The 13,885-nt window shown below is 47.0% G+C and carries 11 protein-coding genes and 2 tRNA genes; 6 read left to right on the forward strand and 7 right to left on the reverse strand.

Annotated features, from left to right (window positions below; genetic code table 11):
* The first annotated feature begins 4 nt into the window (after positions 1-4).
* From ACPUEY_RS01880 to ACPUEY_RS01905, 6 genes are all read left to right on the forward strand, one after another.
* Positions 5-81 (forward strand) — tRNA-Met (locus tag ACPUEY_RS01880).
* A gap of 200 nt (positions 82-281) precedes the next feature.
* Positions 282-358, forward strand: a tRNA-Met gene (locus tag ACPUEY_RS01885).
* A gap of 211 nt (positions 359-569) precedes the next feature.
* Positions 570-1,094, forward strand: coding sequence for a ribosome maturation factor RimP (gene rimP, locus ACPUEY_RS01890; RefSeq protein ID WP_092819173.1), 525 nt, complete (start codon positions 570-572; stop codon positions 1,092-1,094).
* Between the two features lie 40 nt (positions 1,095-1,134).
* Positions 1,135-2,619, forward strand: coding sequence for a transcription termination factor NusA (gene nusA, locus ACPUEY_RS01895; RefSeq protein WP_425120956.1), 1,485 nt, complete (start codon positions 1,135-1,137; stop codon positions 2,617-2,619).
* Positions 2,620-2,629: 10 nt separating this feature from the next.
* The gene (infB, locus tag ACPUEY_RS01900) at positions 2,630-5,335 is read left to right on the forward strand and encodes a translation initiation factor IF-2 (protein ID WP_425120958.1); all 2,706 of its coding nucleotides are present in this window, start codon (positions 2,630-2,632) and stop codon (positions 5,333-5,335) included.
* Entirely contained in the window at positions 5,335-5,742 is a 408-nt protein-coding gene (locus ACPUEY_RS01905; RefSeq protein ID WP_092819170.1) for a ribosome-binding factor A, read from the forward strand. Before infB ends, ACPUEY_RS01905 begins: the two co-directional genes overlap by 1 nt.
* 141 nt (positions 5,743-5,883) lie before the next feature.
* Here the strand turns inward: ACPUEY_RS01905 and ACPUEY_RS01910 are convergent, their stop codons facing one another.
* The 7 genes from ACPUEY_RS01910 to ACPUEY_RS01940 all read right to left on the reverse strand — a co-directional run bounded on the left by ACPUEY_RS01910 (position 5,884) and on the right by ACPUEY_RS01940 (position 13,865).
* On the reverse strand, positions 5,884-6,288 hold the full coding sequence (locus tag ACPUEY_RS01910; RefSeq protein WP_425120959.1) for a Na+/H+ antiporter subunit G: 405 nt from the start codon (positions 6,286-6,288) through the stop codon (positions 5,884-5,886).
* A gap of 11 nt (positions 6,289-6,299) precedes the next feature.
* Entirely contained in the window at positions 6,300-6,575 is a 276-nt protein-coding gene (locus ACPUEY_RS01915) for a monovalent cation/H+ antiporter subunit F (protein ID WP_131272956.1), read from the reverse strand.
* On the reverse strand, positions 6,572-7,093 hold the full coding sequence (locus tag ACPUEY_RS01920; protein ID WP_261181158.1) for a Na+/H+ antiporter subunit E: 522 nt from the start codon (positions 7,091-7,093) through the stop codon (positions 6,572-6,574). The genes ACPUEY_RS01915 and ACPUEY_RS01920 overlap by 4 nt, the downstream gene beginning before the upstream one ends.
* Positions 7,094-7,095: 2 nt before the next feature.
* A complete protein-coding gene (locus ACPUEY_RS01925) occupies positions 7,096-8,904 on the reverse strand; it encodes a monovalent cation/H+ antiporter subunit D (RefSeq protein ID WP_425120960.1) in 1,809 nt (602 codons plus the stop codon).
* Positions 8,904-9,269, reverse strand: a complete 366-nt coding sequence (locus ACPUEY_RS01930; RefSeq protein ID WP_092819165.1) for a Na+/H+ antiporter subunit C — start codon at positions 9,267-9,269, stop codon at positions 8,904-8,906. The genes ACPUEY_RS01925 and ACPUEY_RS01930 overlap by 1 nt, the downstream gene beginning before the upstream one ends.
* A 1-nt stretch (position 9,270) precedes the next feature.
* Complete coding sequence (locus ACPUEY_RS01935) at positions 9,271-12,108, reverse strand: monovalent cation/H+ antiporter subunit A (protein WP_092819164.1); 2,838 nt, start codon at positions 12,106-12,108, stop codon at positions 9,271-9,273.
* A 389-nt stretch (positions 12,109-12,497) separates the two neighbouring features.
* Entirely contained in the window at positions 12,498-13,865 is a 1,368-nt protein-coding gene (locus ACPUEY_RS01940; protein WP_425120962.1) for an ATP-binding protein, read from the reverse strand.
* Positions 13,866-13,885 lie beyond the last annotated feature (20 nt).

Below are 13,885 nucleotides of genomic sequence, written 5' to 3' on the forward strand. Positions count from 1 at the left end.
TTGTTGCGGGATGGAGCAGTCTGGTAGCTCGTCGGGCTCATAACCCGAAGGTCGTTGGTTCAAATCCAGCTCCCGCTACCAAGTTTTTAGAATGTGTAGAAATGCTATTTATTAAATAGTTGATTGCTCCTCGGGCTCAACTCTTTATAAACTGGCGAAGGCTGTTGGTTTAATCCGGCTCCTGCTACCACTATTTGATTAAGGTGCAACTTAATCAAGCAATCACTGAACAGTTTTGATTGAAAATGATCAGTAGATTGTATATAATTTTTGCACGTTGATGCGGGATGGAGCAGTCTGGTAGCTCGTCGGGCTCATAACCCGAAGGTCGTTGGTTCAAATCCAGCTCCCGCTACCAAGTTTCTAAAAGGCTCACAAAAAGGTGGGCCTTTTTGCACAGTGGACTTTGGTTTTTCTGTGTAAATAGGGGCGATTACGCCCTTTTTTATTGGCTATCGTGTAGTGTCCGACATTTATTGGTCAAATCGTCATGTTTCACTACTAATATAGTTGAGTTAGTCTGAACCGGTCACCGCGACCATTAAATCGCAGCATAATGACGAGAGTAAATGAAGCTATCAAATAAAACTCAAGCACTCCAAGACCTAATCGCTCCTGCAGTGCAAGCATGCAATGTCGATCTTTGGGGAATTGAATTTCTTCCTCAAGGTAAACGTTCTTTATTGCGTATCTATATCGATAAAGCAGATGAAAATAACGAGCAACCTGTCCTGAATGAAGATGGCGAGCTTGAGCAGGGTCGAGGTATCGGCGTACAAGACTGTGTTCGCGTAACACAGCAAGTGGGTGCCATGCTTGATGTACATGATCCAATTTCTGGTGAGTATTCACTTGAAGTTTCTTCTCCGGGTTGGGATCGTCCATTTTTCCAGCTCGAACAGATGGCGGGTTATATCGGACAAACCGTTGCGCTGCGTCTGATCAGTGCTGTAGATAACCGTCGTAAATTTCAAGCCAAACTGATTGCCGTTGATCTTGAAAATGAACTCATTCAAGTGGAAGTTGAAAAGCAACAGGTCCTTGAGATTGACAGTCATAATATCGACAAAGCAAATTTGATTTACCAAGATTAATTTATCCAAATAAATAAGAATCTGAACGAATAGGTGACTTATGGCACGTGAAATTCTTACCGTAGTAGAAACGGTTAGTAACGAAAAAGGTGTACCTCGTGAAGCGATCTTTGAAGCGCTAGAACAAGCGCTTGTTGCTGCGACTAAAAAGAAATTTTATGAAGGCACAAACTCGGAAGAAGCACGTTTACGTGTGGAAATCGATCGTAAAACTGGTGATTACCGTACTTTCCGTCAATGGGAAGTGGTGGCGGATGAAGATCACGAAATGCCGGCATGTCAGGATGCGATTTCGGATGTGGATCCTGCTAAATGGTCGATTGGTGACATTCGTGAACTCGAAGTGGAATCGATCGACTTCGGCCGAATTGCTGCGCAAATTGCCAAACAGGTGATTGTGCAAAAAATTCGCGAAGCTGAACGTGCTCTGGTTGCTGATGCCTATGAGTCTAAAGTCGGTGAACTCATCTACGGTGAAGTGAAAAAGCAAACCAAAGATGGCTTTATTATTGACTTGGGTGACAATGCGGAAGCTTATCTTGCCCGTGAAGAGATGATTCCTAAAGAGATTCTTCGTCCAAAGCAACGTGTAAACGCGATTTTGTATAGCGTGAACCGTGAAGGTCGCGGTGCACAACTGTTATTGTCACGTTCACGTCCTGAAATGCTGATTGCATTGATGAAGAAAGAAATTCCTGAAATTTCTGAAGAAATCATCGAAATTAAAGCAGCTGCACGCCAGCCGGGCGTTCGTGCTAAAATTGCTGTGAAAACTAACGATCACCGTATTGATCCTGTAGGCGCTTGTATTGGTATGCGTGGTACACGTATCCAGGCGGTACAGTCAGAACTCAATGGTGAACGTATTGATGTGGTGGTGTGGTCGGACGATCCGGCACAGTACATCGCTAGTGCGCTAGAGCCTGCAGATGTATCCAGTATTGTGATTGATGAAGATGTTCACAGTGCAGATATCATTTTTGCGGCGAGCGACCAGTTGGCACGTGCCATTGGTTCGCAAGGTCAGAATGTCCGTTTAGCCTCTGAATTGACTGGCTACAAACTGGATATGATGCTCGAAGAGGAATTCTACGCACGCCAACAAAATGAAGCTCAACAATATCTCGACATGTTTGTCACCCGTCTGGATATTGAAGAAGACTTGGCAATGGCTTTGGTTGAGATGGGCTTTACTTCGCTTGAAGAAATTGCCTATGTACCAGCTGAAACATTTGATGAAATTGAACTGGATGCAGAAACTGTTGAATTATTGCAAAGCCGTGCGAAAGAAATTACATTGGCAGACGCATTAAAACAACAAGAAAACATTCAAGAGCCAAGTGCAGAACTTGTTGTAATGCAAGGGATGACGCAGGAAATCGCATATGCCCTTGCGGCTCGCGGTGTGGTGACTGTAGATGATTTAGCTGACCAAGCCACTGACGATATCGCAGATATTGAAGGTTTAGGTGCGGAAAAAGCAGGTCAACTTATTATGAAAGCGCGCGAATCATGGTTTAACTAGGAGGAAATATATGACGGACAAGTCGATTAAAGAGTTGGCTCTCAGCGTGGATCGCCCCGTTGAGAAGCTCCTAGAGCAGGTTCGTGACGCAGGTTTACCGCAACGTAAAGCTGAAGATATTATTTCCACTGAACAACAAAATACCCTCGTTAACCATTTGAAGAAAGTTCATGGTCAAGACGATGGGAATGCAGGAAAAATCACGTTGAAACGTAAAACAACCAGTACTGCTAAAGTGGCAAGTACATCAGGTAAGGCGAAAACAATTAATGTAGAAGTTCGCAAGAAGCATACATTTGTTAAGCCAGATCCGGAACAGATTAAAGCTGAAGCTTTAGCGAAGGCGCAAGCTGAACAAAATTCGCGTGAAGCTGAGCAAAAACCAGCAGCAAAAGTTGAAGAACCTAAGCAACAGCCTGAATCTAAAGCAAAACAGGCTTTAGAAGCAATGCGTGCAGCAGCGAAGCAAGAAACTGCAAAGCAAGAAGCACCGAAAGCAGCGGTTGTGGTAAAACGCAAGTCAAACAACAAGCCGATTGTAAAACAGCCGGTTAAAGTGACTGAAACACCAGAACAGAAGAAAGCACGTGAAGCACAAGCTGCCCAGTTAAAAGCAGTTGAAGAAGCGGCACGTCGTAAATCGGCTGAAGAAGCACAACAACGTACGCTTGAACAAATGCGTCAAATGGCTTCCAAGTATTCTTCTGAAGATACCACGGCAACAATTCGCGTGATTGATGATTCTCCACTGGCTGCCGGTCTTGTCGGTCAGGCTTATGAAGACTCTTTTGCTAAAGAAGACCGTGAAATTAAACGTGGTGGCAACACCACCAATGCGCGTGCACCGAAAAAAGGTGGCCGTCGTGGTGAAGAGCAGTCTTTCCGTGATAACTCGCATAAACGCGGTTTAAAATCGAGTCAAGCGAACAAGCATGGCTTTGAAAAACCAGTTAAAAAACAAATTTATGATGTTGAAATCGGTTCAACCATTATCGTAGCTGACCTGGCTGCGAAAATGGCGGTGAAGGTGCGTGAAGTGATCAAGGCACTCATGAAAATGGGTGAATTGGTTACTCAGAACCAGGCGATTGATCAAGAGATTGCAGCGCTTGTTGTTGAAGAAATGGGTCATAATCCGGTATTGGTTTCTGATACCCAGGCTGAAGACAATTTACTTGAAGCGGCTGAAGAAGCGCGTGGTGCTCAAACCACTCGTGCTCCTGTCGTAACTATCATGGGTCACGTTGACCATGGTAAAACATCGCTGCTTGACCGTATCCGTCGTACCAAAGTGGCTGCAGGCGAAGCGGGTGGTATTACCCAGCATATCGGTGCATATCACGTTAAAACGGATAAGGGCATTATTACTTTCCTGGATACCCCGGGACACGCAGCGTTCACTTCAATGCGTTCACGTGGTGCCAAAGCGACAGATATCGTGGTGCTGGTTGTTGCAGCGGATGATGGTGTAATGCCACAGACTGCAGAAGCCATTGACCATGCACGTGCTGCCGGGACTCCAATCATTGTTGCAATCAACAAGATGGATAAAGAGTCTGCCGATCCGGACCGCGTATTGAATGAATTGACCACCAAAGAAATCGTACCTGAACAATGGGGTGGTGATGTACCGGTTGCCATGGTTTCAGCACACTCAGGTCAAGGTATTGATGAACTTCTAGACCTGATCTCAATTCAAGCAGAATTGCTAGAGTTGAAAGCATCTGAAGAAGGTGCTGCGCAAGGTGTGGTCATTGAAGCTCGCGTGGACAAAGGTCGTGGTGCGGTTGCATCTATCCTGGTTCAAAACGGTACATTGAAAGTGGGCGATCTTGTTCTTGCAGGTGCATCTTACGGTCGTGTTCGTGCGATGGTGGATGAAAATGGTCAACGAATCAAATCTGCGGGTCCATCAATTCCTGTAGAAATTCTGGGTCTTCCAGAAGCACCAATGGCAGGTGACGAAGTTCTTGTAGTGAATGACGAGAAAAAAGCACGTGAAGTTGCCGATGCGCGTATGGATCGTGAACGTCAAAAACGTCTTGAACGTCAAAGTGCAATGCGTCTTGAGAACATCATGGCATCAATGGGCAAAAAAGATGTGCCTATTGTCAACGTGGTACTCAAAACTGACGTACGCGGTACTTTGGAAGCATTGCACGTGGCACTTGCTGAATTGGCAACCGATGAAGTGAAAGTACGTATTATTGGTTCAGGTGTAGGTGCAATTACCGAGTCTGACGTAACGCTGGCTGAATCTTCTGAAGCGGTACTGCTTGGCTTTAACGTGCGTGCGGACAATACTGCGCGTCAAAAAGCCGATGAAGACGGTATCGACATTCGTTACTACAGCATCATCTATCAATTGATTGATGACGTGAAAGCAGCAATGAGCGGTAAACTTGCTCCTGAACACCGTGAGACAATTCTGGGTGTTGCTGAAGTACGTGAAGTGTTCCACTCAAGCAAATTCGGTGCAGCTGCAGGTTGTATGGTGCTTGAAGGTGTGTTGCACCGTAATAAGCCAATTCGCGTTCTTCGTGATGATGTGGTGGTGTTCCAGGGTGAGCTTGAATCTCTTCGTCGCTATAAAGATGTGGTGGAAGAAGTTCGTGCCGGTATGGAATGTGGTCTTGCAGTGAAAGGCTATAAAGACATCAAAGCACAAGACAAGATCGAAGTGTATGATGTTCAATTGATTAAACGGAGTCTTTAATGGCGGGTAGTCAACGTCTGAAGCGTATGGGAGATTCAGTTCAGCGCGAGTTGTCTGAACTGATTCGCCAAGAGCTGAAAGATCCACGCTTGGGTGGTCTGGTGACCATCTCTGCGGTGAAAGTTAGCCCAGATTTAGGATATGCCGAAGTTTATGTGACCGTGATGGGGCGTGAGCTGGGCGATGAGCAGAGTGAAGCGGCAAACAAAGATACCCTGGAAGTCTTAAACAAGGCATCCGGTTTCCTGCGCCACGAACTGAGTCGTCGTATCAAGACACGTATAACGCCTCGCTTGCGTTTCCATTACGACAAAACCAACGCATATGGCAACTATATGTTTGGTCTGATTGCAGAAGCAGTGAAGGATTTGCCTCCAGCTGATGATGCAAAAAAAGATGATGAATAATCGCTAAAAAGAAAAGCCACCTTCGGGTGGCTTTTTTATGGGCTGAAATTTTGACTGGAACAAGCTGGATTTCAGCGTATTAACGTAGACTTCATTGAAAATAGTCTAACCACTAAAAATAAGAAAGACTCGAGTTTTTGTTTAGCCGAGATCATCATGGGAGTTATTATTAGTGTCTTTAGATGGAGGGCGACGACGAGTTCGTTGCCAGGGCAAGGGGCGTTCAAGTGCTTCAGGTACTTCGCCACTGGTTGAGCGTAAACGTAAATGCAGTGCTGCCTGTGCCATCAGGTTTGCCGATACGGGTGCAGTAATGAACGCCAGCAAGGTCAATAACAGTTCGGCAAAACCGAAGCGTCCCTGAAAGGCGGAAAAGATCATGGCAGCAATCAGGAAGCTCCCCAGCCCCAAGGTGCTGGACTTGGTCGGAGCATGCAGGCGCATAAATAAATCGGGCAGACGCACCATCCCAATGCCGCCCACCAGCATAAAGAATGAGCCAATTAACAAAAATATCGAGACCAGGATTTCCATGAGAAGTTGCATTGCTGTTGCTCCTAGTCGACCACATGGCCAGTGGTAAAGTAGCGTGCCAAGGCTGCGGTGGAAACAAATCCAAGCATGGCAACCAGTAAAGCACCTTCAAACAAGGAGGTGCTGGTCCAGTAGATACCCAGAATGACCACCAGACAGGTCGCATTCAGGAACAGGGTATCGAGGGCTAAAAGCCGATCCACGATGGAAGGGCCGATCACCATGCGGATCAGGCAAAGAAACATGGAAATGGTGATTGCGACCATACACAGACCCAGTGCATAAGGCAAAATACTCATGAATCTTCTCCTAATTCCACATCAAAGATTTCGATCAACGCTTTTTCATAGCGGTTTTTAATTTCGATAATATCGATTTCGGCATTATCGGTACTCAGGGCATGAACCAGAATATCGCCACGATCATGATCGATCCCGGCAGTCACGGTACCCGGCGTAGTGGTAATGATCAGGGCCAGCAATACATTCACCTGTTCATGCTGGGTTTCCAAAGGCACGCGAAACCATTTCGGATGCAGTTTATGGGTGGGGCCAAGCACCTGTTTGGCCACTTTAATGTTACAAACAATAATGTCCCATAACACCACAAAGAATAATTTTATGGCCAGAATCCAGTGAATATTTGGGGTATTGCCAATAAACGGTTTGACTAGACGTGGAATGGCAATGCCCAGCAATAAGGCCATCAGCAAGGTTGCCGGATCAAGACTATGTGCCAGCATGATCCAGCTTAAGGCCACAATCACGGATACGAAGGGATGCGGCAGCCAGCGGTCCAAAAACGATGTTTTTTGCATGCTTAAGGCTCCATAGGCTTGAGTTTGGCATCATCCGGATCAGCAGCTTGCTGATCTTGCTGCTGCCTGATCTGACGTTGTTTATATTCTGAAATGTGCTCACCTTCTAAAGTTTCTTTAGAGATGATGTAAGGAATCAGATGTGCATTCGGATCGACAGTTTCACCACCATATTTGGTTTCAGGTAAATTTTCAGGATTGAATGGCTGTACGCTAATCACCTGATTCAAGTCATCCCGGTGCAAAATCGCGTCTTCATACACAGCATTATTTTGGATCTGTTCCGCTGTTTTGAACATGTACTGCTGAATTGGATTTGCGCAAACCATATACAGCACCAGGCCTGACAACAGCAGATAAATGGTTTGGTCATTGCGTGTTGGTGCATGATTGGGTATGGCTTGATATGCTTTGAAGGCTTCGGTGTCCGGTTGGCTTTCAGGTTTGCTGGCACGCCAGAACAGAATGAACCCCACCCGGGTAAAGGCGAGAATGCTGAGTAAACTCACCAGCAGCACCACCGCAATAATCACACCCTGATAAGGGGAATGTGAAGTGGCCTGCAAGATAAAAACCTTGCCTAAAAAGCCACTAAAAGGCGGTAAGCCCGCCATCATCAAGGCAATGAAAAAGAAGGTGAGTGACACCGCTTTGTGCTGTTTCATTTGCGGGGCGATGTTGAAATGGTCTTTGAATGTACCGCGTTGCGAGGTAATCCAGCCGCAGAGCAGATAAAATGCGGCGCCAATAATAGTGCTATGTACCAGATAGTACAGTCCTGCAGCCCAGGCCAAGGTATTGAATAATGAAATGGCAATCAGCAGGGTACCAATGGAAGATAAAATCATAAAACCGACAAAACGGCGTAAACGCTCGGCGCCAATGGCACCAATCACCCCATAAACCGAGGTGATCAAACCGATCGGAAGCAGCCAGTTTGCCAGAATGCCCTGACTTAAGCGGTCATCAAAAATCGTGCCATTGACTCGAAGAATGGCATAGATCCCCACTTTGGTCATAATGGTGAAAATGGCAGCCACCGGAGTGGTGGCAACAGCATAGGTTTTCGGTAGCCAAAAGCCGACCGGCAACATGGCTGCCTTGATACCAAAGACTACAAATAACAGCAGGCCGCCTGCAACGGCCAGGATATGCTGGTCCGGTTCTAACAGCGGAATTAAACGTGCGACATCGGCCATGTTTAAACTGCCGACACTGCCGTAGATCATGCCCAGACCAATCAGAAACAGCGCAGAGGCCAGCAGGTTGATGGTGACATAGTGAATGCCGAGCTGGAAACGGGCCTTGCCTTGTCCGTGTAGCAGCAGGACATAAGAGGCCATCAACAGGATTTCAAAAAATACGAATAAATTAAATAAATCGCCGGTCAGGAAGGCACCGCACAAGCCCATGAGCAAAAAATGGAACATGGCATGGAAATAACGCCCTTGAGTATCCCATGCGTGACTGGCAAACCATAAGATGGGTGTTGCCAGGGCATAGGTCAGCACCAGCATCAGTGCGGAAAGCTGATCCAGAACCAGCACAATACCGAACGGTGCCGCCCATTCACTGAGGTTATAGGTCGTGATTTGCCCGCTGCTGGCCAAAATTAAATACAGTACGGCAGTGCCTAAACCCAGGATTGAAGAAACATAACTGATGCCACGACGCCAAGGCTGCCGCCAGTCGTGTGCTAATGAACCTTTGCCGGGATTGCCCAAAAGCACCAGTAAAAAACCGGTAAATGCCGGAATTAAAATGCTGAATATTGGGGTGTGTTCAGTCCAGAACTGGATGATGGCATTCATTAAGGCTCATCCTCACGCGGGTCAATCGGGTTGATTTCTTCTTTTGAGTCGACATGGTCGGTACCGCTTTCATAACGGCTGCGTAAAGCCAGCTGGACAATAAAGGCCGTGGTGGCAAAGCCAATCACAATGGCCGTCAAGACCAGAGCCTGAGGTAGAGGATCGGTCACTTTGCTGGTTTCCGTGAGGACAGCGGGTGCATTGACCTGAATTCGTCCCGTGGCAAACAGGAATAAATTGACTGCATAGCCAATCATGGCCAGCCCTAAAACCACAGGAAAAGTACGTGCACGCAGGATCAGGTAAATTCCCGTAGCAACCAGTAGGCCAATGGCAGAGGCAAGTAAAAATTCTAGACTGATCATTTTATTCCCCCTTCAATACAGGACCGGACATGCTGGAGTGGCGCGAGTCACCCAGAACTGAAATCATCAACATGGTGGCACCCACGACTGTGACATAGACACCGACATCAAATAATGCTGCAGAGGCCAAATGGATATCACCCAACAGGGGCGGAGCGATATGCACATGGGCACTGGTCAGGAATGGACGTCCCCAGAACCAGGCAGCCAGTCCGGTCAGTCCTGCAATGCTTAGACCTGAACCAATCCAGATCTCATATAAACGGCCTGATTTGGCTCTCAACATCTGTTCAGCCTGATCTTGTCCCAAGGCAATGTACTGGATCACCAGGGCCAAAGAGGTAATGAGGCCGGCAATAAAACCACCGCCAGGCAGGTTATGGCCACGCAGGAAGATGTACAGGCTTACCACCAGAGCCAGAGGCAATACCCAGGATGCGGTAATACGGAACATCAGCGGAGATGGATTAAAGCGGTAGGTCAGTCCCTGGGTGATGGTGGTGCCGTGTGCACGCATGCCATCCATCAGACACAGTGCGCCAATCGCAGCAATACCCAAGACGGTAATTTCCCCGAAGGTATCGAAACCCCGGAAGTCGACCAGAATTACGTTGACTACATTGGAACCGCCACCGAGCGGAAGCGACTGCTGCATGAAAAACCATGAAATCGAGTTGTGGTCACGGGTCAGCATCAGCCAGCTAATCCAGCCGATGCCCAGACCACCGCCAATGGCAATCAGGGCATCGCGCCAGCGCCGTGAAACACTGGATTCATAAGGGGTAAGCTGTGGCAGCAGGGAAAGGCTCATCAGCAGCAATACTGTCGTGACCACATCGACCGTAATTTGGGTGAGGGCCAGATCGGGTGCCGATAAGGTCACAAACACCAGAGTCACGACAAGGCCAACCGCACCGCTAATCAGCACGGCCTTGATCCGTTCATGGTGAAACCACAGCATCATCCAGCAGGCTGAGAACAACAGCAGCCACAACACAATGGCAATCGCGGGAGCATGGACAAGTTCACGTGTGCCTGTAGTCAGGCCCTGATTGATAAAGGGGATGCTCAGCAAAGCGCCACTGAACAGCACAATCCACATCAGATAGCTTTGCAGTGAACCATTTTCAGTTTGCCGTTTGAACTTGCGTGAACTCAGTAACAGATGTTTTAAAAATAAATCGAACAGCACTCTGCCCTGGAATTTGCCCAAGATAGGATCAAGATCAATTTCCCGGATGCGACCGCCTTTGGCCAAAGAAAAATAGAAAATTACCCCACCCAAGAGTGCAACAATACTCATCAGCAAAGGCAGGTTAAAACCATGCCAGATGGCTAAATGGCTACCGGCAAAGTCAGGCATTTGAGTGCTGGCACGTGCAGTTGCATTGACAATATTTTCCACCAGCAGCGCCGGTAACAGGCCAACCAAAATACATAAAACTGCCAGCAGGATTGCAGGTACGCGCATGCCCAGCGGCGGTTCATGGGCTTGTCGGTTGGGTACCTCTAAGCCAATCGGACCATCGAAAAATACCCCATGCACCAAACGCACCGAATAAGCCACGGCAAAAATTCCGGCCAGCGTTGCCATAATGGCGGAAACAATGAGCACCGGACCAGAGAGGTTGGCCAAAAGTTCGGTAAAGAACATTTCCTTGGACAGGAAGCCATTGGTCAGGGGCACACCGGCCATAGAGGCGGCGGTGATCATGGTCAGGGTGGCTGTAAAGGGCAGGAGTTGCCAGATGCCGCTAAGCTTACGCAAATCCCGGGTTCCGGTTTCATGGTCGATGATCCCGGCCAGCATGAACAGGGCGGCTTTAAAGGTCGCGTGATTAATAATATGGAAAATGGCTGCTGCAACGGCCAGGGGTGATCCGATCCCCAGTAAGCACACAATCAGGCCCAAATGACTGATGGTGGAATACGCCAGCAAGCCTTTTAAGTCTTCCTTGAAAATGGCAAAGAAGGCAGCCATACACAGGGTGAACAGGCCCACAAAAGTCACAATATTGTGATACAGCGCCGCACCGACAAAAATTGGCGTAAAACGTGCCAGCAGGAAAATACCGGCTTTGACCATGGTGGCGGAGTGCAAATAGGCAGAGACCGGCGTTGGTGCTGCCATGGCATTCGGCAGCCAGAAATGAAACGGAAACTGTGCACTTTTGGTGAAGGCACCAAGTAAAATCAGCAACAAGCTTGGAACAAAGAGCGAGTGACTTTGAATTTGGTCCTTCATCGTCAAAATCTGGTCAATCTGATAGGTTCCGGTGATTTGACCGAGCAGAATGAAGCCGCCCAGCATGGCCAGACCGCCCATGCCGGTAATGGTCAGAGCCATACGCGAACCGCGCTGCGCAGCCTCATAATTGCTCCAGTAACCGACCAGCAGGAAAGAGGAAATACTGGTGAGTTCCCAAAAAATAAGTAATAAAATTAAATTGTTAGAAAGAGAGATACCGAGCATGGAAGCCATGAACAGCATCAGCAGAAGATAGAGTTTGCTTAGGGAGTTTCTAGGATTTAAATAATAATAGGCATAAATATAAATCAGCGTTCCGATCCCGCTAATCAGCAAGCAAAATAACAGGCCCAAGGCATCCAGACGAAAGCTTAAATCGATGCCTAACTGGGGTAACCAGGCCCAGGTTTGTGTGACTGTTCCGCCATTAAACACCTCTTTAGCTTGCAGCAGTAACAGGGTCAGACTACTCAGGCTGACCCCTAGAGCCGCTAAAGCAGTTACCCCGCGTGAAAATTTCAGCCACGAGACAAGGGTTGTGCCTAGTACTAACGGTAACAAGATAATAATCGGTAGCACACTCATATCCAAAGTCGTGAGTTAGGCTATAAACACCTAAGCGTGAATCTTATCTTTCAAGGATTACAGGACTGCAAAGAACAATCCAAACTTCTCAATCTTGAAAGCCGGTTTGAGTTAAAAAATGAAAAACAAGCTGTGTTGCGCAACCTGTAAAAAAAGTCATAGTAGAATCGGATTTTACTATTAAACTTTAAATATACATGATCTTATTGCATGAGTAAAACAACATCGATTATTTTTGCGCACACACCCGGGTTGGTTGACATTTCATAAATACTTGCCTGACTTATTATACGCCCCTCTATGCTTGAGGGGCGTAGCGTGTTTAGCCAGATGCAATGCTGAAACTGAATTTTTTAAACATACCGGGTATTTTTAACACCTTTCAATCTTTTGTGTCAGGAAATAGGATGAGAGGAAGAGGTGTCATCCGGTTGTTGGATTAAGTGCAATAATTCTGCTTGTTGTTCTGGCGTTAAATGCTGCTGGATCTGCTCTAGCAGGCTTTGCGGGGTAATACTTTCTGATGCAGGCTCATTTAAGGCATCGGCTTCAATCACTTCCTCATTAAACACAAGATTTTCATAAATTGAATCAAATTCTTCCTTGAGCGGTTGCAATTGCATATCAAACAGCTGCTTATGTTCCAGTTTTAAACACTGATATTCGGCTGCATGTTCCAGTAATTCCATGCGGTTGCCGGTGGCAACAATTTGCAGGCGCGGAAACGCCTGATGCAGGCGCTGTAAAATCACTTGCGAAGTATTTTGATCGAGCTGGTGATCAATCGCGTCAATCAGCAAAATGCCGTCGCCTTCCAGACAGGGATATAAACTTTTGGGATTGAGCAGGCACAAACGTCGTACAATATCGCCCACCAGGGCGATCCAGTTTTTAACACTATTGGAAAGTTGCTGATAGAGCATGGTTTTTCCCGCATAACTCACCATCAGCTGCAATTTGGGCTGATACTGCACATAAATATCTTCAAAATTGGGAAGAACGGTGCTGAGAGCCTGTTTTAAGGCATCCAGACTTGGCGCATTCATTTGCTTCTGGGCATTGACCAAGTGCTGTAAAAAATCTTTGTCTTTATTTTTCTGGATGGACGAATTGGTAATGAGCTGCTGAAACAGCTGCGCAATCTGGGCATTTTCAATATCGCTGATTTCACGAAACCACTCAAAGAAACGGCTAAAGGTGGTATAGGGAATGGTAGAAATTTCATAGGCATGTGAAGTCTGAAACACCACCGGATTATTTTTGCTCTGAATATTCATTTCATGGACAAAGCGTTCTGCCGGGTAATAGGCAATCAGGGGCAAGCCTTGCTGCTGATCGTGCTTCAGCGCGTTATGATAGAGTTCCACCAGATTGTCTAATTGCTGGGTTTCGGCCTTGCTGGTACCAATGCCATGACTATTCAAAGTTTTATAAATCTGCCAGTCACAGGTTGTCAGGGGCTTGTCGCCAGCTTCGCTAGCTGCATTTAAAGTCCCGATATCGGGAGGAATATGAACCCGAATATCAATTTTGGATTGCAGGCGGGTGAACATGATGTCCTGATCCAGCATCACCACACCGGCAGCGCGCAGGTCTTTATAGCGGGCTGCAAACCAGGTGAGTGCCTGATAGGTGAATTTTAAAATACCGGTTTTGCCGGAGCTTTGATCGCCCAGAATCAGGGTGATGTGCTTGTCATTAAATTTCAGCTTGAGATCGGCAAAATGAAGCGCGTGTTTGAGTTGAATAGAGTCAATTTTCATAAAACACCTGCCTTGCAGCT

The sequence above is a fragment of the Acinetobacter sp. G11 genome (assembly GCF_049808495.1).
In the GTDB taxonomy this organism is placed as follows: domain Bacteria; phylum Pseudomonadota; class Gammaproteobacteria; order Pseudomonadales; family Moraxellaceae; genus Acinetobacter; species Acinetobacter kookii.